This window comes from Shewanella sp. WXL01 (assembly GCF_012263345.1).
Classification (GTDB): Bacteria; Pseudomonadota; Gammaproteobacteria; order Enterobacterales; family Shewanellaceae; genus Shewanella; species Shewanella maritima.
Genome location: NZ_JAAIKQ010000003.1, coordinates 407,293 through 432,628, shown reverse-complemented (window position 1 = coordinate 432,628; position 25,336 = coordinate 407,293). Strand labels below are relative to the sequence as shown.

Below are 25,336 nucleotides of genomic sequence, written 5' to 3'. Positions count from 1 at the left end.
AGAAAAGGATAAACACATGGCTGGATTCAACAAGGTAGTCCACTCCTATGAGGAAGCCTTAACAGGCTTAAGCAACGACATGACCATCATGGTAGGTGGATTTGGTTTATGCGGTATCCCAGAAGGCTTAATCAACCACATGGTGACCATGGGCGTAAGTGGGCTAACCGCTATCTCAAACAATGCTGGTGTTGATGATTTTGGTTTAGGTTTGCTGCTACAACAGCGTCAGATCTCAACCATGATCGCCTCGTATGTAGGTGAGAACGCCACCTTTGAACAGCAAATGCTATCGGGTGAGCTTAACGTGATTTTAACGCCTCAAGGCACACTCGCTGAGAAAATCCGTGCTGGCGGCGCAGGTATTCCCGCCTTCTTCACCGCAACGGGCTACGGTACACCGGTCGCTGAAGGCAAAGAAACCCGCGAAATCAAAGGCCGTAACTATGTACTTGAAGAGTCACTAACCGCTGACTTTGCGCTAGTTAGAGCCTGGAAAGCCGATACCATGGGTAATCTGGTATTTCGCAAAACCGCCGCCAATTTTAACCCTATGATGGCCACCGCCGGTAAAGTCACTGTGGTTGAAGTAGAAGAAATTGTTCAGCCGGGTGAGTTAGACCCTAATCATATCCACACACCGGGCATATACGTTGACCGTTTAATCAAAGCCAACTTTGAAAAACGCATCGAACAACGCACCGTAAAAGCGGCAGAATAAGGAGAGCAAGCACATGGCACTTACAAGAGAACAACTTGCTCAACGTGTAGCGAAAGAACTGCAAGACGGTTACTACGTTAACCTAGGTATTGGTATTCCAACGCTGGTGGCTAACTATGTACCAGAGGGCATGAACGTTATGCTGCAATCAGAAAATGGTTTACTGGGGATGGGCGAGTTCCCAACCGAAGACACCATTGACGCAGACCTCATTAACGCAGGTAAGCAAACCGTAACAGCGGTAGATGGCGCATCATTTTTCTCATCGGCAGAGAGCTTTGCCATGATCCGCGGCGGTCATGTTGACCTAACTGTGCTGGGCGCATTTGAAGTCGACGTTAACGGCTCAATCGCCTCATGGATGATCCCAGGCAAGCTAATTAAAGGCATGGGCGGCGCAATGGATTTAGTTGCCGGCGCAGATAACATCATTGTCACCATGATGCATGCCGACAAAAAAGGCAATTCTAAGCTACTACCACAGTGTGAGTTACCACTCACAGGTTTCGGCTGTATCAAACGTGTGATGACAGACCTGGCGTTTTTAGAAATTAAAGACGGTGCATTCCATCTACTTGAGCGCGCACCAGGTGTGAGCGTTGAAGAAATCAAAGCCAAAACAGCAGGCAAGCTAGTAGTACCAGATAACGTACCTGAGATGGTGTTCTAGTCGAGTTTTGACAAAAATAGTATCATTCAAAGCGAACCTTTTGGTTCGCTTTTTTGTTTAAAAACAATATTGTACTAATTAATAACTACTGATAACTTGTACAAAAGTCCAAACCTAGAACACCTCTACCACACAACGAAAATATCAAACAAGGATGTCCAATGAGCACCATACGTTCAACCGTGGTATTAACTACCCTGCTAGCAACACTAGTATTGATTTCAGTCAATAGCCACGCCAACTCACCTCTACCCAACCACCGCCACATCCAATTGAAAGGCTATGCCGAAATCACAGCAAAACCCGATCAAGCAAAAGTGTCATTTGAAGTGAACAGTATTCAAGACTCAGCTCTGAAAGCTAAACAAGAAGTCGATGGTAGAATTAATCGACTTCTAGCTGGCATTGAGAATTTTAAGGTAGATAAAAGCGGCGTATCAGCGTCAAAGCTTGTCGTTGAGCCAAATCTAACTTACGACGATGACGGAAATGACGTTATTAAAGGACATGTAGCCAGCCGAGACATTACGATAACGCTCAAGCAAATTGACCAGCTTAATGATCTCATTGATTTCGCACTGAGTGTTGAAATAAATCAACTAGATGACATTGAGCTTATCTCTTCAAAAGCAGCTTCTCTAAAAGACAAAGTAAACAACTTAGCTATTACCAATGCTAAGGAAAAAGCTGAGTCTCTTGCCAATGCATTTGGAGCAAAACTAGGTAAAATCTATAGCATTAATCCCAACTCTAGTAGCTACAATTATGGTTACCGCTCTGCGGACGTAGAACGGATTGAAGTAACAGGCTCTCGCATTAAGCACGCAGACCTTGCCCCAGGAAGGTATCTTCAAACTACAATCAGCTTTTCAGCTTCAATCAATGTAGTCTTTGACCTCGAAGTTAAATAGCCATGTAACTTCTGCAGCTACCTCGCCCTACTGATAGGGAGAGGTAACTAACTACCAATGTCATTAGCCTCGATAACCACTTACTAACAAAAATTCATAAGCAGACTTATTTACGAGTAATTTCAAAGCTAACGCATCTTCACCAAATTACAGGCACAAATGTTAGTGCTCGGCAGAAAGTACAACAGTGCAAGATCTTGCTTATCCATGGTTTTTAATATTCTGATCGTTAGATTGTGCACGCCTTGTTTATCAATATTACGATTAGCAAAAGCCTGCAGATGATTAGCATGTTGCGGCAGCTCGATACTTGGATGATGACGCACTAGCTCACTATGAACCAGGTTAAGAACATACACATCTTTAGCCTTATGAGCGCTGAGTATGTCACCTTGTAAATGCAGGGTAGCAATCGGAAGTCCAGCATGAGTAAAGTAGCGATAGCTAATGCTTGCTGAGCGATTCTGCAGGGTAAAATCAGCGATTAAACCATGCTTTTGCAATAGCCCCGAATCTGGGTCACTTGCCACCAGCTCATTGCGACAAGACAGCACGATATAGACTTCGGTCGCTTTAAGGTGCTGGTATACTATCACGCCAATAACACACGCCAACGTAAGGACAATTGCTATCCACTGATTCTTACTAACCACAGAGCGATACCTCCTCTAGCCATAAGGATGATATGTAGGTCGGGGCAAGAGAGAAGTCGCTGGTTTTAATATTCCTTACGTGGGAATGTCCATCATCGTCGACACCTTCCATCGAAATATTGAGCACTTGCATATCATTAGAAATCGCTAGGTATACGTACCGCCATTGAACTTCAGCGCATTTATTCAATGCACTAAGAATACTGCGCTCCATATGGTCAATTTGATCGGAAGAAGCTTTTGGAGATGTTAACCAAACCAAATGTAGCTGCTCCTGACTCTCCAAGGTGACGTTACGACTTTGTTTTACCGGAGATTTTGCCTGCTCAAACCAGATGTACTTATGCATACCAGCAATACTCATCATCAGCACGATGAGTGATACGAGTAAACCAACGCCGAGTACTAACAGGTGCTTCTTACGCTTTTGCAGCCACTCTGGAGACTGCTCACGCAGGTTTAAACGATACCCTTGCTTAGGTACGGTTTCGATGATGTTTTCATAATGCTCACCAAGGTGCTTTCGCAACGTAAAAACCGCCTTGGCCACGGCAGACTCACTCATTACAGGCTCGCCTGAGCCTGCACACGCTAACTGACCTTTAGTCATCACTTGATTGGCATGCAAAGCTAACTGCTCAAGCACTTGCAACTCGGTTCTTGTGAGGTGATATTGCTGCTGAGTTTGGCTATTGATCAGTAAGCTGTTACTCAGGTCTAATTCAAAATCATCTAACCTCATATTGCTCCAACCTACCTCAAGCTATTTACTACTTAGTCACTTCGCGGTTACAGATTAACACCTGCCAACTCAAGGGTTTGTGAGTTCAATCACACTAAAAATCATGTAAATTTTGCTGTAAAACCCAGTAATTGAGATTACATATCGCACAACAATAAATTATTGGAATTAAAATCTAAAACCTAACAATTAAGTAGCACATTAATTCAACAGAAAAATCTAATAGAGCAGCTTTTTCAAGTGCAAAATTACTATGACCAAGATCCCATTTCGGTTTTCACAACCTGCCATCATCTAATTAACCCAGTAACAAAGCTGATTTATCAACCACTAGCCACACTCTGTAACGACAGCCAGTTAGTAGTGAAATCAGCTTAATAAAAATGATGACAAAAACAGTGGAGAGCGTACTTATGGACACCTTAAATAGAAGACAAGCACTTGGTCGTATTATTGGTATTTCGTCAGCGGCAGCAGGTGGCGCAATACTCGCCAATCCTGTTTTGGCCGCAGTAACTAACAACACAGGTGAGTGGAAACTCGAAGTAGGTACTCGCTTAGCCTACGCAAAACTTGATCCAATGGCAGTAGCAAAACGTGCTTACGAGACAGGTAATGGCTGTATGTTCCAGGTGTTCGACAGCATTATCGCAAGCCTTGCAGAGTCAAGCTCTGCTGATGCCGACAAATTTGCTCAAGTGCCTACCGCAATGGCGCACTATGGCTATGCAGGCATGCTAGGCGAAGGCACGGTTTGCGGTAATATTAACGCCACCGCTATGTTGATGAATTTGCTGTCAGTTAATGGCGAACCTGCTAATGTCTTGCTCGGACAAACCATGCGCTACTACGAAAATACAGCCTTGCCAATTCAAACTGATGAATTCCTAGCTGGTATTGGTGAAGATAAAGCAACAACGCTTGAACAAGTTGGTACGCCAACCAAAGCAAACAGTATTCTGTGTCACTCATCTATCAGCTTATGGGCGCGTGAGAATGGCAAATCATTCAGCGAGAAAGGCATGCGCTGTAAACAACTATCTGCTTCTGTAGTTTATGAAGTGGTTTCTATGCTCAACGATGCCTTTGACGGTCAAGCGGTTGATGCTCACCCAATCTCAAGCACTGTTGAAAGCTGTCAGAGCTGTCACACTTCAAGCTCGACCTTTGCACCTAGTGTGAAAACCAATATGGCATGTGACACTTGCCATGGCGGCCACTAACAAGGAGAAGACAAATGAAAAAGTTAATTTATTTGTTGCTGATCGGTGCATGCGTTAGCGGGATAACGGCCTGTAACAGTGATGATGATGTTATCGAAGAGCCAGAGGTGCCAACACCTGAGCCTGTCACCACAATTGCGATTGATGAAACCAACACTATCAAGGTTGGCCTGGTCACAAGCTTACCTAAACAAGGCGAAATTACGGTTAAGCTCACGGGCGATGACGACCTTGCGATAACCGGTGCAACTGAGTTCAACTTATTGTTAATGGGTTACCCAAATGACTCAGCGCATTCGGTTAAATATGAACTTGCCTGGCACCAAACCTATGAGGGTAAATGTATTGAGCAACAAGATTGCGAACTAAGCGTAAAAGAGCTGCAATCAGGGACTTACCTGCTAACACTGGATGATGTTGATTGGCAATCAGATGTAGAGAACTTTAAAGTCGCCATTGAGGTTCAAGGCGCTAAAGCTAATTTGGACTATGGATTTTTATAATAAGTACGTCCTGAAAAACCTGGTCTAGGGTCCATTCATCACCCATTGCCTCCAGGTATTAAAAAGCCGGTTTCACAGTTGAAACCGGCTTCTTTTTATTTGCTTAACGAATTCTCAATGAGAACCCTGCAGCGCAACCATTAACCCATAGCTTCAGTGCGAGCTAAACGGTTGATTTGATTCATTGACGTTAGGTGACCATAGATAGGTGCTAGTAGACCGCGCTTACGTAGCTCTAGGAAATCTTCGTCAGAAAGATCGTTTAGTTTAGCTTCATCAATGATGTATAAACCGTTGATATTGCGCTTTTCACCGTTTACTTCAACAGTGATAGCTTGGCTCTTCAGTAGCTCTTTTTCGCCTAGGAAACCAAGAATATTGCGAGTAGCTTGATCTTGCTCGAAGTGCTCAATTAGCGCTTTTTTACGTGCTTCTAAGAACGGAGTTTCTTTCTCGCCTTCAAATAGTGGCTGACCCTCGTCTTTGCTCACTTCTTTAGCTTCTTCACGAATACCAATCCAAACTTTGTCTTTCACTTCTGGGTTAAGTACTAGACCTAGTGGATAGTCACGAATAACAGCAGGTACGTAAAGGCCTTGCCACTTACCGTCTTTAACACTCAGGTTTTGACCTGGTTTTAGACCTAGCATAACCACAGACTGGAACTCACCAGACTCTGCGTTTTTAACAAATACCACAGGATACTCAATGGCTGCGCGAGAAATTTCATGTAGTGAAATAGGCACAATGTGTTGATCAGCTACGTGGGCGAAATCAGTGTTAGTAATTTTTAGTTCGCCATGTTTAGCATGGTCTAATAATGTAATTTGGTTAGCCATTTTTACTCCTGTAATAGCACTTAATCATCAAATGTAGGACATGTGCTTTTTGTAATGAATTTGAACATCCTTGAAACTACCAACTTACCTGCGAATTACAAGTGAATTTATCATTAACTGCTGACTAGAATGGGGTTCGGTCAAAAAAGCGCCAAACTAAACCGTTTGCAGCCCAAATTGGTGGATTTTGTTGATTAAATCTCGATGTTCGGGCAACTCAGCTAATAACTGATTAGCCATTGACTCGATAGCCGGATTGCCTTTGCCTGCACTTTTGTTTGATTGTGAAGAGGCAGCCACAAAGTCGCCCTTAAACTTCATGCCATTAAGGACGTATAAATAATTGTCTAAATTAAACACTTCAAAGCGCGAGAAAAAATCATCCGTAATCGGCATTGCAGTTTGCCATAGTGCTAACCTTTGCTTTAACCCATCAGGGATAGATTCAGCAGTGCGATTATCAATCCAAAACTGGCTATCAATTCTGTCAGATAGGCAATAATGCAGTTTGGCAAATTCCACTACCCGCTCCCATGCGTAAGTCATCGTATGATTGAAGCGCTCGCGAAATAAGCTTATTTGTTCAGTTGAGCTTGGGAAACGCTTAGCGAGGTAATCAGCGCTAAAGTCGGTGAGCAAAATTGAGGTTGCTTCAATTGGTTCAAGAAACCCCTGGGCTAAGCCAAGTGCCACACAGTTTTGCTGCCAAAACTGCTTTCGATAACCCACCTTCATGGGTATTTGTCGAATGCTGGCTTGTGCAGCTGCCGCGCCTAAATACTTGGCAAACTTATCTTGTGCCTGCTCGCTTGAGATATAATTGTCTGAAAATACTAAACCGCAACCTCTGCGGCTCGGCAGTGCGATATCCCAAATCCACCCTGCTTGATGAGCTGTTGCTAGCGTATAAGGCGGCAAAGCTTTTGACTCATCGGTTGGCACCTGAGCAACCAGCGCTTGGTTAACAAACAACTGCGAGGATTTATCCACAAAATCACTTTTTAACACCTTGGCATGCAAAATCGACTCAAAACCACTGCAGTCAATATAAAAGTCGAACTCACGCTCAGGCTGCGCGCTGTGCTTATCCAATATAAGCGATTTAATCGCGCCGTTGGCGTGCAGCTTGGCATCAAGTACGTTCGCTTTAACATGCTCGACATTAAATTTGCCCTTGGCATTGTCACTTAGCAACTGGGCAAACTTAGCGGCATTTAAGTGATAGGCATAGCCACAAACAGATTCATATTCAGGCGTTGTGATTTGCTTAGGGGCTAAATTGGCTTCACAGGCGGCAAACTGAGGTGAAACGGTTTGAGCATAAGCGCTATCTGTTTGACTACTTTGCCAATCTTGATACCACGCCTTTGAGTGTTGCTCGCCAAACCGAAATGGATTGTCGAACAAGTGATGATAAAAGTTACCCTCGCCATGAAGCTGTTTATTAAGCCAATTTTGAAATTTAATCGATTGCTTGAACGACACATCGCAACTACGAATAAACTCGGTTTCACGGATCCCAAAGCGCTTTAGGGTCTGTCTAATAGACGGCACTGTACCCTCACCGACACCAATTGTTGGAATGTCGGGCGACTCTATAAGCGTTAGCTGAATACCTCGTCCAGCAAGAGCTAGCCCTAAGTGATTCGCAGCAAGCCAACCTGCTGTGCCGCCGCCAATAATAGCAACTTTAGATATTTGCACTTATCCATCCTCTAAAAAACAAAGCCAGCTACTGGGGTAACTGGCTTTGATGCTTTGCTTAGTTAAAGACTTTCAAATCAGAGATTAGAATCTTAACGTCATACCTAACTTGTAACGAGCCTCACCTTCAAAGCTCCATGCCGGGTAACCATCTTTAAGCTCAGGCTTCACCTCAGCACCAGATGGCGCGATACCTTTTTGAATGCTGTCTTCTTCAAGTAGGTTAACTACTTCAAAGGTCACACCTAGGTAGTCAGTGATTGCATAGCTAGCACTTAAATCAAGTGTACCGTATGCCTCATGCTCACGGTTGCCGTAGAAGTATGGCAGCTCGCGGATCATATACTCACTACGCCAGTTATAAGCTACGCGCGCTGCAAAATCATCCATCTCATAGAAGCCAACTAGGTTAACAGTGTGCTTAGATGAATCTGAGAACACGCTGATTTCATCAGGGTAGTTCGATGCTGGGGCATCAGATTCTGCAAATGTATAGTTAGCTGAATAACCTAGGCCATTATCAAACGCATCTTGAAGTTGTAACTCGATACCTTTAATTGTGCCGCCGGTACCATTTGTTTTGGTTGATACAGTCCAGTTATCTACACCAGAATCTGGGTCAACAATACCCACTTGCTGATCAAGCAGCTGCTCTGTCGTAATGAATGAGCTAATGTCCTTGATAAAGTATGTAGCACTTACAAGTCCATCAGGGCTGAAGTACCACTCAACGCCTAAATCGGCTTGAGTAGCTTTGTAAGGGTTAAGGCCAACGTTACCCGTGTTAACCACTTCATTACCAGCAGTACCATCCGCATAACCCACTAACGCTGAAGATGCGAACATATCTGCATAGTTAGCACGCGAAATAACCTGCGCAGCCGATGCACGAATAATCACATCTTGGGTCACGTCAAACGCAACGTTGATGCTTGGTAACACGTCGCTGAAGCTAGCTTTGTCTTTGCTGAGGTTATCCGCATAAGTACCATCAGCTTGCAGGGCATAGTAGTCAGATTCAGCATCAGTCGAGATGTAACGTAAACCAAAGTTACCGCGGATACCTTCAGCTTCAAAATCAGCCATTAAGTAAAGCGCTAGGTTCTTCTCATTAATGGTACCGTAACCCGATTTGTATACTGCACCTTCACTTGAGAAACCTTCGATAGCTGCGTATGCATCGTTAATCATCGCATCAAGGTTTGGCTTAGGTAGTGTAAAACCGGCGCCTGAAGAAACTTGACCATTGTAATATGCTGAAGCGTCTTTAGCGGCAACATCAGCAGCGACAATTGCAGGTAGCGTTAGCTGCTTTACATCATGGTCTGCATAACGCACACCTGATTTAAACGAAGTAATCGCACCCAGCTCTACTGGGACTGTGACATCAAACTGAGCATAGGTTTCTTCATCTGAGTTTGGCTGCTTCTTAAGCGACCAACCTGCTGGTGATAATTGGCCACCAAAATCTTCTGCAGTGAAGTTCTTGTTTGCAATATCAATGTTGATCACATCGCCTGTTGCATCATAAGTACCAGCAAAGTCTGCAGGTGTACCTAACCAGAAACCATAGTTTGCAGTTAAGTCAGTACCACCTTCAGATTTGGTGTTACCCACACGACCTTCTAGGGTAAAGTTGTCAGCCTCATAAGCGAAGTCGAAGTCGACCGTTTTTGAGTCCATGCTCGCTTTACGTGCCCAGGTTTGTGCCCAGCCAGGGTTAGTATCGTTAGCGTCACGGCGATAGAAAGTACAAGTACCTGATGCGTTGCGCTGTTCACAAGCAGCATCTTTATCATCAGGGAACATAACGAACAACGAGGTATTAGCATTGTTTGCTTTCATGTCTAAAGACATTAAGTTCAAACCAAGAGAAAGCTGCTCAGTTGGTCGATATTGGAAAGCGGCATTCAGTGCAGTGCGCTCACGCTCTTGCTCAAATGTTGATGGAACAATATCACCCCAGCCAACAAGTGACTCAATACCATTGCGTTGATAGTTTGTCTCAGAGCCTGCTGCAGATACTAAGAAACCAAATGTTTCGTCTTCATTCTTCCAGCTGTAAAGGCCTGATAATTCAGGGTCTGTCTCTTCAGAGATTGAGCCATAATCGCCTTTTGCGCTTAAGAACACGGTATTTGAATCTAAGTCTAGTGGCTTGCGAGTTTCAACAATCACAGTACCACCCACGCCACCTTCTGGCATATCGGCGCGAGAAGACTTATGAACCACAATCGAGCCAACCATTTCTGGTGGAAGTAGGCTGTAGTTGAAGCTGCGGTCAATATCTTGCTGATCATACCAACCAGTAGAAGCAACACTGTGGCCATTAAGTAGCGTACGAGTTAGGCGACTTGAAGCACCACGAATCGATACTTGCGAGCCTTGACCGAACTGACGGTTCACTGAAACGCCAGGAATTCGACCTAATGACTCACCGATATCACTATCGGGGAACTTACCAATGTCTTCTGCGGTAACCGCATCGACAACAGAGTTAGAAAAGCGCTTCTCGTTCACCGAAGCTTTCAAAGATGCGCGCATGCCACGCACTTCAATCTTTTCAATATTCTCATCATTTACTGGCTCTGCTGCAGTCACTCCTGTTGAGATCATGCCGCCCATAAGCAGAGCAATAGTAGTTGCTAGTGGTGTTTTCTTTAAGGTAGATGGTCGCATCTTTGTTTCCCTTTCCATAACTTATTATCGTTTTATGTTCATAACCATTTCCGAAGAAATGACAACGCTGTCATGTCTAGGCTAAACATTACACAATAATTAACAGTTGCGCCACAACAAAATAACCAATTTGATCACAAAACCATAATCCAGCGTGACAAGCATCAAACTAGATTTAAACTATTCGTGATTTAAATCAATAGATTAGTAAGCATGGATTTATTGATGAAATTTACTCAGATTTTTTCGTTTATAAAACAACCAAGTTTGGCATAAGTAAATAAATTGCACTTTTTTCATCGAAAGTAGGCTTATTTGTAATACATTATTAAAAGACAAATTCGCCACTATATTCAGGTCAAATTAAGCGGAGAATCAACCTAGAGAGGTTTAATAGAAAGCAAATGATCATTGCCAAATCATCAAAAACTGCGCACTATGGATTTTTAACAATTACGCAAACTTGTGTAGAATAGCCACTTTAGAGCAAATACACTTAACTTGCCCTATTTTACCCGCGATTAACTAGGCGTGGTTCGATAAGAGCGCTTTGAGCATCAATATGAAAGTTACTATTAATGACGTTGCTAAACATGCTGGCGTGTCCATAAAAACCGTCTCGCGTGTGACCAACAAAGAGCCTTCGGTAAGACAGGCAACAATCGATAAGGTTAACAAAGCTATTGCAGAGTTGAACTATCAACCTAATGTTGCTGCGCGTAACCTTGCCAGCACCAGCTCTTACGTTATTGGTTTTATTTATGACAATTCAAATGCTTATTACGTAATTGATATGCAAAATGGTATTTTGTCGTCTTGCCGTGATAAAGGCTTTGAACTGCTGATTCATCCGTGTAACTCCCGCTCAGAAAATATCTGTCAAGAGCTCACCTCTATGGTCAAGCAGTCTAGACTAGCTGGATTAGTGCTCACGCCGCCTATGTCGGAAGACCCAAATATTCTAGCAGCGCTCGACTCAATAAACGCTAACTATGTGCGTATTATTGCTGGAGAAAACTCAGACAGCGAAGATGCGCTAACTGTGCTGGTTAACGACCAACATGGTGCGACAGCAATTACTGAACACCTCATTGAACTTGGCCACCAGCATATTGGATTTATTAGCGGTGATCAGCAGCATGAATCAACCATTGAGCGTTTTAATGGCTTTAAGCTAGCGCTAGAGAAGCATCAACTGGAAGTAAAACCCGAATGGATCCTACAAGGACAATATTCGTTTGAGTCAGGTGTCAACTGCGCCAATCAAATGCTAGAGCTAGCATATAAACCAACCGCAATCGTAGCCTGTAACGATGAAATAGCGGCTGGTGCATTGTTTGCAGCAAGGCTAGCTGGGCTCGATATTCCAAAGCAACTATCTATTGTGGGTTTTGAGGATAGCCCGTTTTCGCGTCAAACTCTGCCAAAACTAACAACGGTGCATCAACCGAATATTGAAATTGCTAAGGTCGCAACCGATTTACTCATTGATAAACACCGCAAAACACTTAAACACAATACTAAAGTGTTTACCCCAGAGCCGGTGATAAGGGATTCGACTCAGGCTCCTTGCTAGTGGTTCATTAAAACCAGAGTATTCGCGACAAGTTATAGCCCAATTTACCAAAAGTCGCCTATAAAAATAGCCTCATTAAGAGGCTATTTTTGATTGCAATGGCAAGATAAAAGCTTAAACCGCGTCTTCGTTCTCTTCGCCAGTACGGATACGAATAACGCGCTCTACATCAGTCACAAAGATTTTACCATCGCCAATCTTACCAGTGCGAGCAGTGTCAACAATCACATCAAGTGCTTGGTCTAGTACATCATCTTGAATAACAAGCTCAATTTTTACCTTAGGTAAAAAATCAACCATGTACTCAGCACCACGGTAAAGCTCAGTATGACCTTTTTGACGACCAAAGCCTTTTACCTCAGAAACTGTCATTCCCGTAATTCCGATATCAGCCAAAGACTCTCGAACATCATCTAATTTAAACGGTTTAATGATCGCTTCGACCTTTTTCATTTACTCACTCCTTAAATTACGCGAATGCTCCTTTTGAATACCGTTAGCTTGGTTTCAAAGGACGAATATTGCAATAGTCTACTGCATAAGCGCCAATTTACTCAATCATTTCAAATAGCAAGGCACAAACAAAAAACCTCGACTATACTCTCACTCCTGCCACAGGATTTGGCGGGCGCTTTTATTAAGCACAACATTCAAGGATGAAACATATGCATACTCGCACTCAGGGCTTTAGCCTAATTGAGCTAATGACGACTTTAGTTATTGCTAGCTCACTTACCCTCACAGCACTACCAAGCTTTTTGGCTTTAAAGCAAAAAATCCGCAGCCAAACCCATGTAAGTAAAGTTCAGAGCTTTATTCAATTAGGCCGTAATCATGCCCTCACTTATGGCAAACCCGTGACGATTTGCCATCTAGAAAATAATCGCTGTGACAATAACTGGCAATTAGGCATGACCGCTTTTTTTGACTCAGGAACGAGAAATCAGTTAGATGGGGATGACAAAATTATCAAGGTTTTCGAGGCTTTTCCCACGCAAGATATTGCCTATTACAACCGCAAAGCCATCCGTTTTAAAATCGACGGCTTTGCATCTGGCACCAATGGCACTTTTAGATATTGCCCAGATACTAACACTAGTCCCCACTCTAGGGCTGTGATCGTCAATCAAGCTGGCAGAGTGAGATTTTCTACAGCTAAGAAAATTGAATGTAAGAGTTAATTCTCAGCTCTGGCAAGTTCATCGCAATACTGTATTGACGCTGATTTTCCTTTATACTTATTCATATATAAGAAAAAGGAAAATCACATGAAACGGCAAAATGGATTCACTGTTGTAGAGTTGATGGTAACACTTATCGTCGCTGGTATCTTAATAGCAGTGGCAGTGCCTTCTCTGACCAATTTGTACTATGGCACACGCGCCAAATCAGCAATTAGTGGTATCGAGTCTGCGATTATGTTTGGCCGCAGCCAGGCGGTTAGTTTCAGCCGCAATGTGAGTATTTGCCCAGGTACGGGTGGTGGTTGCACTGGCGATTGGATTGATGGCTATAACGTTATTTTAGACTCTGCCTCAAACGGGACTAAAGATGCAAATACAGATGCTCTTCGCGTGCTAGATGGATTTAACGATAAAGACTTCATTAAAGTATCGACTAGCTCACCAATCTCATTTAATGCTGATGGCATGCTTAATGGTACATCGCAAATTACCATTAACTATTGTCCAGAGAGTAAAACCAGCGAATATTCTAAAGGTATCGTTGTTAGTGTTTCAGGTAAGATTAGCTCGGCAACGACTACGGTTAATTGCAGTTAAAGGCGTTACAACCAGCTAAGTGGATAACGATAGAAACTTGAAACCGCAATTTACAATTTTAAAACCAACACTAAAATGGGCCTTGCTAGGTAATTAGCAAGGCCCATTTTATATTGGTGTTAATACGCCTAACTTTTAGTATTTAATCTAGTTTGCCCAACAAGCCGCTGGTGATTTAACACCGTCAGAATCAAGTTGTATCTCTTTACATGCATCATCTCTAGTCTTTTGCACACCGATAGCTGCAGCAACCAGTACAAAGCGGCTGCTATTTGCGGTTGTTGCCTTTACCTCATACAAACCGTTTTCAACCTCATGGGTCTTATTGTTAGTAGGAGCATTCAAACCTAAACGTCGCATATTATTAGTGTACGTTTTGTGGTCTAAATAATACTGTTCCTGCCTGTTGGATGCATTCATCAGAGCAGCAAGTGCATCAGAACGAGCCCCTTTAGCAACAAACTGAGTATACGAAGGGTAAGCAATTGAGGCCAAAATACCAATAATAACTACAGTTATCATGGCCTCAATAAGAGTAAAACCGTGTTGATTATGTGACTTAATTGTCATTTCTAGTTCTCGTTCAAGTGGTAGTAAATTTGGTTAACCCCAAGGCCGCCACCAACACAAGCGTCATCACCGGGAGGACACCCGTCATCAAGTAACGCATCTTCCTTATCCATTTGGTTGGCGGCATCACCAATACCAATAAGGTACATATAGCTGTCGCTGGAACCATTCTTTGGAATAATCAATGTTGGCGTATCCGGCACTTGTTCACCAATATCAAAGTAGTCCTTAGAATGGCTGTATGCTCGAACACCTTTATGCAAGTCAAAGCCATATAGTCTACCCTGCCCTGGAACTAAACAAGAATTGTCAGTTGCGCCTGTTTCTGGCACATAAGATGTAAAGAACACCCGCCCTTGAACAATAGTCGCAGCGGATAGCGACTTCTCACCCGCATCGGCAAAACTATAATACCAACCTCTTTTAGTGCCAAAAGTAATTAATTCACTCTCACTCGCTGGAGGCGTAGCTGTTACGTCATATAAATCGCTGATTGTAAGAGTATCAGGCGTATCATTACCCGCAGCGCTACTAAAAGACTTAGACACAATGTTCCGGTCCTGGAACAAGAAGAACTTGTCTTGACGAGTCTTATTCAATGGATGAGGTCGATGACCGGTACCAATAGCTATAGCGTCATACGGAATACTCTGATGTTGAGTCGTCACATGCTCTACGCCCTGAGTATCTGTATACGTATGCTCAGCAACATTACTAAATGCTGTTTGCGCGATAACAGGTTCCGCAAAGAAACGTCTATCTGACGATGTGGTATTCCCGCCCATACTTGCAAATTTGAAAGCGGACCAAGGGTTACTAGTATCAGTCGGTAACCCAGGTAAATCCAAACGCCAAACATTTGCACCAGTATCGGTCACATAGATTCTGTCTGTCAGTTGGTTGTTATCACTGTCTAATACAGCAACCTTATTTGGAACACTGTCAACTAGACCGGGCATTACAGTATCAGCACCAGTCGATGACTGGCCAAACATGTGTACCTTAGATCCAGAATTAGCATCTAGGATATAAACCCCGGCTCCCGTGGTATCATTTGAGCCTACTGAAGCACCGTCTTTTGTGGTCGGGTTATATCCTGAGCCAACAATTAGCACAGGCTTCGCATCACCAGCCGTTGTAGCACCAGCAGGCCACCCAGCCACTTTAGTGATGACAGGCTCGGACCAACTTTCACCCATAGTAGAGTAATTGCTTACGCTCTTGACCCATTTGAGCTTAGGAGCGTCAGGATCTGTAACATTCAGAGCATAGTATGAGGTACCACCACGGCGCATACCAAAGAAGACCCAAGCTTTTTTCACCGTCCCGCTGTTATTACGCTCAATATAAGCAACTGGGGAACTGTCTAATCCATAAATAGAGTGAACACCAGTTTGTGGGTTATCACGCAAACCTTTTACATTTGGCAGTAACTCGAGAGGCATGAATGCCCATGACTCCTCAACACTGCCATTACCATCTTTCTCGGTATCTTTAAACATGTGCATAAAGCCATGATTGGTACCCATGAGAATACGAATATTAGGCGACGCTTCGGTGCCATAGTTAATCACCAGTGGGCGTGAATGGAGAGGGTCACCAATAATATCCTGGCGTAGATACGGTGCTGAAGCGCCAGCTTCATCGCTGTATACTTCATCGTCAACGTTAACACCACGAGCCCAATCCAGAGTCGAATCAATATCGTCTTTCGTTACGCCCATATAATCAGCAAGCTTAGTGTCAGTGTTCAGCGCTGAATTTAACTTAATATTGGTCTTATTAAAGGTAACAAGATCACCCGAATTACCCTTATTGATAAGAACTTTACGACTAGATACGCTGGTTCTGTAAGTACTGCGCATTACAGCAGCCACACCGCCATCTTCTACGTTATAACCAGCGTAATCGCTGCCGCTACAGTCCGTTGTCCAAAGCGGACACGCATCTTTTGCGATGCTGCCAGTAGAGTCGATAGCATCGTTGTCATTTTTGTCGACCACATTGCCGTCAGATTGCACTTTAAATTTCTTCAAGTTACCCGACCAACGAGGTCCTTTATCTGGAAGGAACATAGCGAAATAAGCGGCATCACCTGTTTGAGTTTTATCAAGCACTACAGATGGTGAAGTGAAGCTAGCATCCTGGCTATTAATCTCAGCAAGCACATTGAGTAGGGATGCTTTAAGCTCTTGTGCAGAATTAGCTGGGTAATACTTACCACCGGCATTTTCAGCTGTTGCTTTGAGTATTGGCGCGGCGTTCGCGGCACCAGAACTAAAACCAATGGTATGGGTAGTTACTGATTGAATACCAGGAATATTACTATTGACGTCATTGGTGTACATCCATTTCGCAACTGAAGGCATTAAATTAGTAGTTGTCTTGCCACTCCAAACAACATCTACACCGATAGATAAATCAACACCTGGAAGTTTTTTAATATCAGCATCAGCATTGTGATCATTATTGGGAATACCATCAGTTACGTAAATGATGGACGCTTTTGACTGACAGAGCTTATTTTCGAAAGGGTTTTTATACACGCCATTTGACTCAATCGATGAATCATAAGTTGGGTTTGAAGTCGAACCACTAGTTTCATGGGCAAACTTAACTGGCTTACCAAACAAGTAACTATAGGCTTCATATAAGGTTTCACAAAGGGGCGTGTAGTTGCCATTGATCGAATAAGAGTTTTTAATGATATCAATGGTGGCATTTTTGTTGGCAATACTGTCAGGACGGAAACCTTGAATGATGCGACCACCATCCTGACTATTGTTAGAGTTTTTATTGAAAATTGCTAAGCCAAAGTCAACACCAGGGGTGTTAACTACGATTTCTTCCAATACCCGTTTTGCAACATCCATACGAGTATAAGAACTACCATTAGGCCAACCATTTGGCTTGTTATCTTTATGATACCAATCAATATACTCTTTAGTATAAAGGTATACAGGATCACCTAAACCAAACTCGGTAAGTTTAGCTTTCTCGATATCGTTGTTATAAGGTGAACTAAGGTCATCAACTGGGTAACCAGTAGGCTGCCCAGAACCGTTACGGGTCTCTTGTTCGGCAATGTCTTCATAACAATCTAACACTGAGATATGTGAACCGTCATAAAGCGGCAACTTGGACCATTTAGAGTTAAAGTAGTGTCGGAAGTAACCAGTATAAGTACCGTAGTCTTTTAGAAATTCTTTGGATACATGGCAACCATTTTTTGCATAGGTAAAGAACTGCGTACTAGTCGCTTCAGGAACTTCTTTCGCATCGTGAGAAAAGTAGATTTTGGTCGATGAGCTAATGCTCGGCTGGTCATGAAATGTGGGTGCTGTAAACTTGTTATCGCCCATACTTCCTGAGGTATCGAGGACAATAAGTACTTGCGGGTTATCGTTACTACGAATTGAAGACTCCAATACGTACAACTCAGTATCATCAGCTAGAGCTGGTGCCATAGAGGTTGCAGCGCTACCAATAGCCAAAAAGGTCGCGGCAAAAAACGAATGTTTAAATAACATATCCTAACTCCCTTTGAGCACTTCTTGCTCAATACCTGATGTTACGGTGAGCTCACCATAACCACCTCGGCCAAATTCGACCGTGCTGCTGACCTCGATCCTTCGACAGCCAATTAAGTTTGCAGCGCTTGCCTTCTCACTGCGTTGACAACTCACCTCAATACCTGGGTCGTTTAAAGGCATTAATGAAATTGTCTGCGAGCCGTCCATCTCGCTCACGTTCTGCACTGCTGTATTTGTGGTACTGAACTGATAAAAGTCACTTTTATCAATCACAGTACTCAAGCCACCCTGCGCTTGCATTGTTGCAGCTACCCTGTCACCGCCGGCACCAGCCATTCGCAGCGACTGAGAAGAGTTGACAGCAAGTGCAACCCCTATAATCGTCATTAAAATCAGCACAATAAGCGAGAAAAATAACACTAACCCTTGCTGACGCCTTATTGAACTCAAATTCTTCATTTGCAGACCCTTATTTTGTTTAGGTTCTTATTAATACCGGGTTTTCTAGTACAACCGTGGTCGACATCACACGGCGACGATAGTGCTCATAATCTGGGTCTGAGCTATTAGCACTTGAAGCACCACTGATCTCTTTGTCACCTAAAGTATAAGTAACATCATTACTATATGTGCGGTCTGGTTGAACTGATCTGACTAACACGAATATCTTTACCGCGACTAAGCGTTGAAAACCCTGGTTGTCCCACATAAACGTGGATACATCTTCAGCAGGTAAAAACACATCCGGTGTTGAATCACCATCATTATCAAAACCATACATAAAGCGTAAATTTTCGATACCTTCAACTAACTGTTCTTCATTGCTCATACCATTCGAGATGTTTAAGCTTCGGCGTTTAAGCACAGGGATATTATTGTCAGTTTCAACAAAATAAACATGATGCTGATACTCCCACAAACGGCTATTTAATTTGGTAGGAGGCGTGGCGCTACCATTAAAAAATTCAATTTCATTGGAAGTCACCGAAGCGTAATATCGGTTTGATTCTAAATCAGCAGCAGCGAGTGATGGCCCCATCAAGCGCTTAACTTGAATAATGTCTGTGCCTTTATCCGGCGTTAACGCAGAGTTACAGTTTATCTCGACCGTAGTTTTATACTCAAAGCCCCAAAGTCTGCGAAAGTGAGCAGGAACATTTTCAGGAAAGGTCTCATTATTGACACCACCACCTACACAATCAGAAGTTACCGCAGTGGCGCTGTTGGTAGTATTGGTATTGAGGATCATCTCTGTGCCAGTTAAATCGCCGAAAAAGCCCAATTGGTTGATATCACGTTCCATCAATGTCAGCGCGATACGGCCATTTTCTTGAAGTTGATTAAACTGACTTGTCGTGGTCACGTTAGACGATGACATGTTAAACATGGTGAATAGGCCGGCAGACAAAAATAAGCTGATGACCATCGCGACCATTAACTCTACTAATGACATGCCTCGTTGATGTATTAACTTTGTCATAGTCATTGCCTAAAAGATTGCCGTTTGAATTTCATAGGTTCGTTTCTTGTTATTCGAACCACCACAGTTTTTCACGTAGTCAGTTTGCCCCTGCTGACTTGAGTTAAATTTGCGTACGCTTGCCCAGGTCATCACTACGGTTACATTATTACCCTCTACGTATACGCAAGCGGTTGGGTCAGGTAAACCACCAACTCCTGAGCCGCCCGACATTTCTGCATCACCAATAAATAGTTTTTGCCAGTCAAATAGATCCCATTCGCGCATTTCAATCGCAGTGCACACTGCACCTTCGTCGCACATTTTTCCCGGAGTCACTAATGACTGCCCAGTGTAGCTAGTACCTGAAGCACTACCGTAGTTCGCCAATTCAGCCACGTTTAAGCGCATGCGGTTAATAATGTCATTGGCATAATAAGACGCCTGAGTCTGTTGGAACGACTCAAAACTACCTTGCTTGGAGACAATATGAAGATTAAAAATACCAATTAACCCAATCACCAGAATGACCAGAATGACCAGGGAAACCATTACTTCAATCAACGAGAAACCTTTTTGCTTAACTGACCTCAACGTCAATCCTCCATAATTTGTCAGTTTTTTGACCTTGCTAATCGACGTTTACCTTTATAAATCTTAAACTTAGCTAATTACGATTAATTAACCATCATAACCGAACTGGCTAATCTCATCTAGTATCAAAATTGTATATTAAACATATTTGATATATTCAATCGAAAGACTGACTACACAAGTGTTATTACACCTATATCTATTAAGTTTATATCGTCAGATAAACAAAAACCTAAAGCTAGGCTTTAGGTTTTCAGGGATATTACGCAGCGTTTTCTCTGGCTCACAACCTCGATGAAAAGGTGGGAGCTATGTAAGCTGTTGTTTATCTTAACTCTGCAGGTACAGCAAATACTGTGTCCTCTTTACGGCCCTCAACTTCAGTGACTGCACTTGGGGCAAGTTTAGCAATGGCTTCTACTACCTGTTGAACCAATACTTCAGGAGCAGAGGCACCAGCGGTAACGGCAACGCGCTTAACATCATTAAACCAATTCACATCAACATCATCAGCGTTATCGACTAGATAAGCTTGTACATTTTGCTTTTCAGCAAGTTCACGTAAACGGTTTGAGTTCGAACTGTTCTTTGAGCCAACTACGACCATTAAGTCAACATCGCTCGACATGTTACGTACCGCATCTTGACGGTTTTGCGTCGCGTAGCAAATATCATCTTTGCGCGGGCCTTCAATACTTGGGAACTTCTGTTGCAGTGCAGCAATGATATCAAGGGTATCATCCACTGACAGTGTAGTTTGAGTCACAAAGCATAGGTTATCAGGGTCGTTAACTTTTAATGCAGCCACATCTTCAGGAGACTCTACTAAGTACACGCCACCATTTTTATTGTCATATTGACCCATGGTACCTTCGACTTCTGGGTGACCTTCGTGACCAATCAAAATGCACTCAATGCCCTTACGGCTGGCTCGAGTGACTTGTAAATGTACTTTAGTCACTAATGGGCAGGTTGCATCAAATACCTTCAAACCGCGATCTTTTGCTTCCTTACGTACGGCTTGAGACACACCATGGGCACTGAAAATAACAATGCAGTCATCTGGTACCTGGTGCAGTTCATCAACGAAAATTGCACCACGCTGCTTTAAGTTTTCAACCACATAACGGTTATGCACCACCTCATGGCGAACATAGATTGGCGGCTCAAATAACTCGAGTGCACGCTCAACGATGCTAATGGCGCGATCAACACCGGCGCAAAAACCACGTGGGTTAGCCAATAAGATATTTAACTCTGGAGAAGTTGGATCTACTTTTAACATATGGTTAGTCCTACTAGCTTATAGCTAGTCGTCTTGGTTCAATACCTATTGGGTTAATACTTCAACCACGTCAAGCTCAAAAGTCACCTTGTGACCCGCTAGTGGATGATTTAAATCAACAGTAACCGAGTCACCAGCAAGGTTTCTAACGATACCCGGAATTTCGCTGCCGCCAGGCCCTGCGAAACTGACAATCACGCCCTCTTCCAATTTCATATCAGCAGGAAAGCGGCTACGGTCGAGATGATGAATAGCATCCGGGTTTGACTCACCAAAAGCGTCGACGGGCTCAAGCGTAAAGGTGTGCTTATCCCCAGCTTTTAGCGCTTTAATCTGGGCTTCGAAGGCTGGGCTCAAGCTCTGGTCGCCCAGGTTCAACTTGGCAGGCTTACCTGAAGCTTGAGTGCTATCAGCGGTCGAGCCGTCTTCTAGCTTGATATTCATATGACAAACAATGGCAGAGGCTTCAGACATACTATCACTCACTTGTTATTCTCGTTGTTTAGCGATTTTACTCGACTAGCTTTTTTTGGCTTTTTCGTTACCGGAGTCTTGATTTTCAGCGCTGAATGATTCCCAGATGATGAGTACTGCACCAACGAAAATAGCAGAGTCCGCAATATTAAATGCAGGGAAATGACTGGTATTCCAGTAAAAATCTAAGAAGTCGACCACAAAACCATGCATCAAGCGATCAACTAAATTACCTAAGGCGCCACCAATAATAAGGGTGTATGCCAAATTAGCGCGCCACATACTGGCAGGTTGCTTACGCAACCAGTAAGTCAATACCACGCTAAAACCAATCGCGATAATGGCAAAAAACCAACGCTGCCAACCACCCGCTTCACTTAAAAAGCTAAACGCTGCACCTGGATTTTGTACGTAGGTAAAGTTAAAAAAAGGCAGAAGCTGGACACGTTCGTACAGCTCGAAATTTGCTAACACCCATTGCTTAGATAGCTGATCAGCCACAAAGGCTAATACAGCTACCCAGTACCAACGAATGCCACTTTCCATTAACTTAAGAGGCATTGTTAATCCTTATGCAAAGTCACGCTTCTCGCCGTCACCTTCGATATTGGTTACACAGCGTTGACATAGTGTTGGATGCGCTTCGATTGAACCGACTTCATCGCGGTAATGCCAGCAGCGTTCACATTTGTGTGCTTCGCTCTTGGCCACAGCAAGCTTAAGGTTTGCTAACTCAGTTTCAACTGCGTCTGCACCAGCTTGGTCTAAGTCAACCACCGTCACGCCTGAAGTTAGCAACACAAAACGCAACTCGTCGCCCACTTTAGCTAACGCTTGTTTTAACTCAGCATCAGCGTAAAGCGTTACGTTAGCTTCGAGTGAACCACCAATGCGCTTATCACGACGAGCTTGCTCAATCACCTTGTTTACTTCAGTACGTACAGTCAGTAGTTGCTGCCAATATTCGTCACTTAAATCGTTTTCAACAGTGACCGACTCTAAACCTTGGTACCATTCTTCAGTAAACACATACTCACCGCGCTCACCTGGCAGTAACTGCCACACTTCATCAGCGGTAAAGCTCAAGATTGGCGTCATCCAGCGCACCATAGCTTCGGCAATGTGATAAAGCGCAGATTGACAACTACGGCGAGCATGACCTTCTGCTTTAGCTGTGTACTGACGGTCTTTAATGATGTCTAGGTAGAATGAACCTAGCTCAACCGAGCAGAACTGCATTAACTTTTGCGTCACTTGATGGAAATTGTACTGATCGTAGGCAGTAATAATTTCTTCTTGAAGCGCAGCTGCGCGGCGCACAACCCAGCGATCCAGTGCCACCATTTCTTGTGGCGCAACCATGTCAGTTTCAGGGTTAAAGCCATTCAAGTTAGCCAGTAAGAAACGTGCTGTGTTACGAATACGACGATACGCATCAGCACTACGATTTAGAATTTCATCAGAAACCGTCATTTCACCGCTGTAATCAGTCGCTGCAACCCATAAACGTAGGATGTCAGCACCTAATTTATTAGTGACTTGCAACGGCGTGATCACGTTACCAATAGACTTAGACATCTTTCTGCCCTTACCGTCTACAGTAAAGCCGTGAGTTAGCACTTGCTTGTATGGTGCTTTGCCATTCATTGCAGTTGAGATCATTAATGATGACATAAACCAACCGCGATGTTGGTCGCTACCTTCAAGGTATAAATCAACGCCGTGACCATTAAACTCAGGACGCGAATCAACTACTGATGAGAACGTCGAACCAGAGTCGTACCATACATCTAATGTGTCAGTCACTTTACGGTACTGCTCAGCTTCATCACCTAATAATTCCGAGGCGTCTAAATCCCACCAAGCTTGAATGCCTTGCTGCTCAATACGGTGCGCAACACGTTCCATTAGCGAGACGCTATCAGGGTGCAACTCTTCGGTTTCGCGATGAACAAACAAGGTGATCGGTACACCCCAAGTACGCTGACGTGAGATACACCAGTCTGGGCGATTCTCAACCATCTTCTCAATACGGCTTTGACCCCAATCTGGTAACCATTGCGTTTTTTCGATTTCAGATAAGGCATTGCTACGCAAACCATTGTTGTCCATAGAAATGAACCATTGCGGTGTTGCGCGGAAGATAATCGGTGTTTTATGGCGCCAGCAATGTGGGTAGCTGTGGCGATAGTTTTCATGGTGCAGCAATACGCCTTTTTCAGCTAACAGCTCAACAATCGCTTTGTTAGCTTTAAATACGTGCTGACCTGCGAAGATCTCAGTGTCAGGCTTATACACACCGTTGTCACCAACTGGGTTTGCCACTTCAAGGTTGTACTTTTGGCCAACCACAAAGTCATCTTGACCGTGACCAGGCGCTGTGTGAACCACACCAGTACCTGCATCTGTTGTTACGTGATCGCCCAAAATCGCTGGCACGTCAAAGCTATAAAACGGATGGTTAAAGCGCATTAGCTCAAGCTCAGCGCCTTTCACTTCACCCAGCACTTTATGCGACTCAGCGCCAAAACGCTCTAGACAAGACTCAACTAGTACTTGCGCTAGAATAAGCGTTTTAGTTTCATCTTCTTTAGTAAACTCAACCAGGGTGTAATCTAAATCAGGGCTGATTGATAGTGCGCGGTTAGCAGGCAAAGTCCACGGCGTTGTGGTCCAGATAACCATAGCGATATCGCCAGTCACCTCAGCGCCAAACTTAGCTGCAACAGCTTGTGGCTCTACGGCATTAAAGGCAACATCAATCGCTGGAGAGGTTTTATCTTCATATTCAACTTCAGCTTCAGCAAGCGCAGAGCCACAGTCAGTACACCAGTGAACTGGTTTTACACCTTTATGTAGGTGACCACTATCAATTACCTTAGCAAGTGAGCGTACAATGTTGGCTTCAGTTGCATAATCCATGGTGAGGTAAGGCTTGTTCCAGTCGGCTAACACACCTAAACGCACGAAGTCATCGCGTTGACCTTCAACTTGCGTCTTAGCGTACTTACGACACTCTTCTCTAAACTCAGCAGCAGAGATTTTATGACCTGGCTTACCAACCTTTTGCTCAACTTTAAGCTCAATTGGTAGACCATGGCAGTCCCAGCCTGGAATATAAGGCGCATCAAAGCCAGACATCGTCTTAGCTTTAACAATAATGTCTTTAAGGATCTTATTAACAGAGTGACCAATATGAATGCTACCGTTAGCATAAGGTGGGCCGTCGTGAAGAATAAACGGGTCACGACCACTGCGGCTGTCACGGATCTTTTGATAAAGACCATCTTCAGTCCAGCGATTTAGCATTTTTGGCTCACGATTAGCCAAATTACCACGCATCGGAAACTCTGTTTCCGGCAAGTTTAGAGTAGGTTTATAGTCGCTCATTGATCCTATACCGTTAATTTAAAGCTGAA

General features: G+C 43.6%; 23 protein-coding genes. 8 read left to right on the top strand and 15 right to left on the bottom strand.

All coding sequences use genetic code 11. From position 1 onward, the window contains the following. The first annotated feature begins 16 nt into the window (after window positions 1-16). The 3 genes from G3R49_RS10640 (at window position 17) to G3R49_RS10630 (ending at window position 2,302) form a co-directional block, all read left to right on the top strand. On the top strand, window positions 17-721 hold the full coding sequence (locus G3R49_RS10640; RefSeq protein WP_167869623.1) for a CoA transferase subunit A: 705 nt from the start codon (window positions 17-19) through the stop codon (window positions 719-721). A 13-nt stretch (window positions 722-734) separates the two neighbouring features. Beyond that, a complete protein-coding gene (locus G3R49_RS10635; protein ID WP_130601621.1) occupies window positions 735-1,391 on the top strand; it encodes a CoA transferase subunit B in 657 nt (218 codons plus the stop codon). Window positions 1,392-1,552: 161 nt separating this feature from the next. Further along, entirely contained in the window at window positions 1,553-2,302 is a 750-nt protein-coding gene (locus G3R49_RS10630) for an SIMPL domain-containing protein (RefSeq protein ID WP_167869622.1), read from the top strand. 128 nt (window positions 2,303-2,430) lie between these two features. Here G3R49_RS10630 and G3R49_RS10625 read toward each other — a convergent pair whose 3' ends face one another. Continuing rightward, window positions 2,431-2,955: a hypothetical protein gene (locus G3R49_RS10625; protein WP_130601619.1), complete on the bottom strand. Its 525-nt coding sequence runs from the start codon at window positions 2,953-2,955 to the stop codon at window positions 2,431-2,433. Further along, entirely contained in the window at window positions 2,948-3,697 is a 750-nt protein-coding gene (locus tag G3R49_RS10620) for a winged helix-turn-helix domain-containing protein (RefSeq protein ID WP_167869621.1), read from the bottom strand. Before G3R49_RS10620 ends, G3R49_RS10625 begins: the two co-directional genes overlap by 8 nt. Window positions 3,698-4,110: 413 nt before the next feature. On the opposite strand from G3R49_RS10620, the gene G3R49_RS10615 reads away from it, so the two are divergent. Together G3R49_RS10615 and G3R49_RS10610 are read left to right on the top strand one after the other, a co-directional pair. Further along, the gene (locus G3R49_RS10615; protein ID WP_130601615.1) at window positions 4,111-4,920 is read left to right on the top strand and encodes a cytochrome c3 family protein; all 810 of its coding nucleotides are present in this window, start codon (window positions 4,111-4,113) and stop codon (window positions 4,918-4,920) included. 14 nt (window positions 4,921-4,934) lie between these two features. Then, window positions 4,935-5,423 carry a hypothetical protein gene (locus G3R49_RS10610; RefSeq protein WP_130601613.1) on the top strand — a complete coding sequence of 163 codons (489 nt, stop codon included), beginning with the start codon at window positions 4,935-4,937 and terminating at the stop codon, window positions 5,421-5,423. Between the two features lie 140 nt (window positions 5,424-5,563). Here the strand turns inward: G3R49_RS10610 and G3R49_RS10605 are convergent, their stop codons facing one another. From G3R49_RS10605 to G3R49_RS10595, 3 genes are all read right to left on the bottom strand, one after another. Continuing rightward, the gene (locus G3R49_RS10605; RefSeq protein ID WP_130601611.1) at window positions 5,564-6,262 is read right to left on the bottom strand and encodes a SapC family protein; all 699 of its coding nucleotides are present in this window, start codon (window positions 6,260-6,262) and stop codon (window positions 5,564-5,566) included. A gap of 156 nt (window positions 6,263-6,418) precedes the next feature. Further along, the gene (locus G3R49_RS10600) at window positions 6,419-7,966 is read right to left on the bottom strand and encodes a tryptophan halogenase family protein (RefSeq protein ID WP_167869620.1); all 1,548 of its coding nucleotides are present in this window, start codon (window positions 7,964-7,966) and stop codon (window positions 6,419-6,421) included. A gap of 84 nt (window positions 7,967-8,050) precedes the next feature. After that, window positions 8,051-10,645 carry a TonB-dependent receptor gene (locus G3R49_RS10595; RefSeq protein WP_167869619.1) on the bottom strand — a complete coding sequence of 865 codons (2,595 nt, stop codon included), beginning with the start codon at window positions 10,643-10,645 and terminating at the stop codon, window positions 8,051-8,053. A 562-nt stretch (window positions 10,646-11,207) separates the two neighbouring features. Here G3R49_RS10595 and G3R49_RS10590 point away from each other — a divergent pair. Next, window positions 11,208-12,221, top strand: coding sequence for a LacI family DNA-binding transcriptional regulator (locus G3R49_RS10590; protein WP_130601605.1), 1,014 nt, complete (start codon window positions 11,208-11,210; stop codon window positions 12,219-12,221). A 114-nt stretch (window positions 12,222-12,335) separates the two neighbouring features. Here the strand turns inward: G3R49_RS10590 and glnB are convergent, their stop codons facing one another. Further along, window positions 12,336-12,674 (bottom strand): nitrogen regulatory protein P-II, encoded by a 339-nt coding sequence (gene glnB, locus G3R49_RS10585; RefSeq protein ID WP_130601603.1) that lies wholly within the window; start codon window positions 12,672-12,674, stop codon window positions 12,336-12,338. Between the two features lie 212 nt (window positions 12,675-12,886). Here glnB and G3R49_RS10580 point away from each other — a divergent pair, with 212 nt between their 5' ends. After that, window positions 12,887-13,402 (top strand): GspH/FimT family pseudopilin, encoded by a 516-nt coding sequence (locus tag G3R49_RS10580; RefSeq protein WP_130601601.1) that lies wholly within the window; start codon window positions 12,887-12,889, stop codon window positions 13,400-13,402. Window positions 13,403-13,489: 87 nt separating this feature from the next. Next, a complete protein-coding gene (locus tag G3R49_RS10575) occupies window positions 13,490-14,002 on the top strand; it encodes a GspH/FimT family pseudopilin (protein WP_130601599.1) in 513 nt (170 codons plus the stop codon). Between the two features lie 147 nt (window positions 14,003-14,149). On the opposite strand, the gene G3R49_RS10570 is transcribed toward G3R49_RS10575, so the two are convergent. From G3R49_RS10570 to ileS, 9 genes are all read right to left on the bottom strand, one after another. Beyond that, on the bottom strand, window positions 14,150-14,572 hold the full coding sequence (locus tag G3R49_RS10570; protein ID WP_130601597.1) for a type IV pilin protein: 423 nt from the start codon (window positions 14,570-14,572) through the stop codon (window positions 14,150-14,152). A 2-nt stretch (window positions 14,573-14,574) separates the two neighbouring features. Continuing rightward, a complete protein-coding gene (locus G3R49_RS10565) occupies window positions 14,575-18,102 on the bottom strand; it encodes a pilus assembly protein (protein WP_245335334.1) in 3,528 nt (1,175 codons plus the stop codon). A 3-nt stretch (window positions 18,103-18,105) separates the two neighbouring features. Continuing rightward, the gene (locus G3R49_RS10560) at window positions 18,106-18,546 is read right to left on the bottom strand and encodes a pilus assembly PilX N-terminal domain-containing protein (protein WP_167869745.1); all 441 of its coding nucleotides are present in this window, start codon (window positions 18,544-18,546) and stop codon (window positions 18,106-18,108) included. 37 nt (window positions 18,547-18,583) lie between these two features. Further along, window positions 18,584-19,585, bottom strand: coding sequence for a PilW family protein (locus G3R49_RS10555; RefSeq protein ID WP_245335333.1), 1,002 nt, complete (start codon window positions 19,583-19,585; stop codon window positions 18,584-18,586). A 9-nt stretch (window positions 19,586-19,594) separates the two neighbouring features. Beyond that, window positions 19,595-20,158 carry a type IV pilus modification protein PilV gene (gene pilV / locus G3R49_RS10550; RefSeq protein WP_280954603.1) on the bottom strand — a complete coding sequence of 188 codons (564 nt, stop codon included), beginning with the start codon at window positions 20,156-20,158 and terminating at the stop codon, window positions 19,595-19,597. A gap of 325 nt (window positions 20,159-20,483) precedes the next feature. Continuing rightward, entirely contained in the window at window positions 20,484-21,443 is a 960-nt protein-coding gene (gene ispH / locus G3R49_RS10545) for a 4-hydroxy-3-methylbut-2-enyl diphosphate reductase (RefSeq protein ID WP_130601591.1), read from the bottom strand. A 45-nt stretch (window positions 21,444-21,488) separates the two neighbouring features. Further along, window positions 21,489-21,917, bottom strand: a complete 429-nt coding sequence (gene fkpB, locus G3R49_RS10540; protein WP_167869617.1) for an FKBP-type peptidyl-prolyl cis-trans isomerase — start codon at window positions 21,915-21,917, stop codon at window positions 21,489-21,491. A 45-nt stretch (window positions 21,918-21,962) separates the two neighbouring features. Continuing rightward, entirely contained in the window at window positions 21,963-22,478 is a 516-nt protein-coding gene (gene lspA / locus G3R49_RS10535; protein ID WP_130601587.1) for a signal peptidase II, read from the bottom strand. Between the two features lie 9 nt (window positions 22,479-22,487). Then, window positions 22,488-25,307: an isoleucine--tRNA ligase gene (ileS, locus tag G3R49_RS10530; RefSeq protein ID WP_167869616.1), complete on the bottom strand. Its 2,820-nt coding sequence runs from the start codon at window positions 25,305-25,307 to the stop codon at window positions 22,488-22,490. Window positions 25,308-25,336: the final 29 nt, after the last annotated feature.

Excerpts from the sequence above, each read along its gene's own strand:
- G3R49_RS10640 (WP_167869623.1), top strand. The coding sequence starts at position 17 with ATGGCTGGATTCAACAAGGTAGTCCACTCCTATGAGGAAGCCTTAACA.
- G3R49_RS10635 (WP_130601621.1), top strand. The coding sequence starts at position 735 with ATGGCACTTACAAGAGAACAACTTGCTCAACGTGTAGCGAAAGAACTG.
- G3R49_RS10630 (WP_167869622.1), top strand. The coding sequence starts at position 1,553 with ATGAGCACCATACGTTCAACCGTGGTATTAACTACCCTGCTAGCAACA.
- G3R49_RS10620 (WP_167869621.1), bottom strand. The coding sequence starts at position 3,697 with ATGAGGTTAGATGATTTTGAATTAGACCTGAGTAACAGCTTACTGATC.
- G3R49_RS10615 (WP_130601615.1), top strand. The coding sequence starts at position 4,111 with ATGGACACCTTAAATAGAAGACAAGCACTTGGTCGTATTATTGGTATT.
- G3R49_RS10610 (WP_130601613.1), top strand. The coding sequence starts at position 4,935 with ATGAAAAAGTTAATTTATTTGTTGCTGATCGGTGCATGCGTTAGCGGG.
- G3R49_RS10605 (WP_130601611.1), bottom strand. The coding sequence starts at position 6,262 with ATGGCTAACCAAATTACATTATTAGACCATGCTAAACATGGCGAACTA.
- G3R49_RS10595 (WP_167869619.1), bottom strand. The coding sequence starts at position 10,645 with ATGCGACCATCTACCTTAAAGAAAACACCACTAGCAACTACTATTGCT.
- G3R49_RS10590 (WP_130601605.1), top strand. The coding sequence starts at position 11,208 with ATGAAAGTTACTATTAATGACGTTGCTAAACATGCTGGCGTGTCCATA.
- glnB (WP_130601603.1), bottom strand. The coding sequence starts at position 12,674 with ATGAAAAAGGTCGAAGCGATCATTAAACCGTTTAAATTAGATGATGTT.
- G3R49_RS10580 (WP_130601601.1), top strand. The coding sequence starts at position 12,887 with ATGCATACTCGCACTCAGGGCTTTAGCCTAATTGAGCTAATGACGACT.
- G3R49_RS10575 (WP_130601599.1), top strand. The coding sequence starts at position 13,490 with ATGAAACGGCAAAATGGATTCACTGTTGTAGAGTTGATGGTAACACTT.
- G3R49_RS10570 (WP_130601597.1), bottom strand. The coding sequence starts at position 14,572 with ATGACAATTAAGTCACATAATCAACACGGTTTTACTCTTATTGAGGCC.
- G3R49_RS10565 (WP_245335334.1), bottom strand. The coding sequence starts at position 18,102 with ATGTTATTTAAACATTCGTTTTTTGCCGCGACCTTTTTGGCTATTGGT.
- G3R49_RS10555 (WP_245335333.1), bottom strand. The coding sequence starts at position 19,585 with ATGACAAAGTTAATACATCAACGAGGCATGTCATTAGTAGAGTTAATG.
- ispH (WP_130601591.1), bottom strand. The coding sequence starts at position 21,443 with ATGTTAAAAGTAGATCCAACTTCTCCAGAGTTAAATATCTTATTGGCT.
- fkpB (WP_167869617.1), bottom strand. The coding sequence starts at position 21,917 with ATGTCTGAAGCCTCTGCCATTGTTTGTCATATGAATATCAAGCTAGAA.
- lspA (WP_130601587.1), bottom strand. The coding sequence starts at position 22,478 with ATGCCTCTTAAGTTAATGGAAAGTGGCATTCGTTGGTACTGGGTAGCT.
- ileS (WP_167869616.1), bottom strand. The coding sequence starts at position 25,307 with ATGAGCGACTATAAACCTACTCTAAACTTGCCGGAAACAGAGTTTCCG.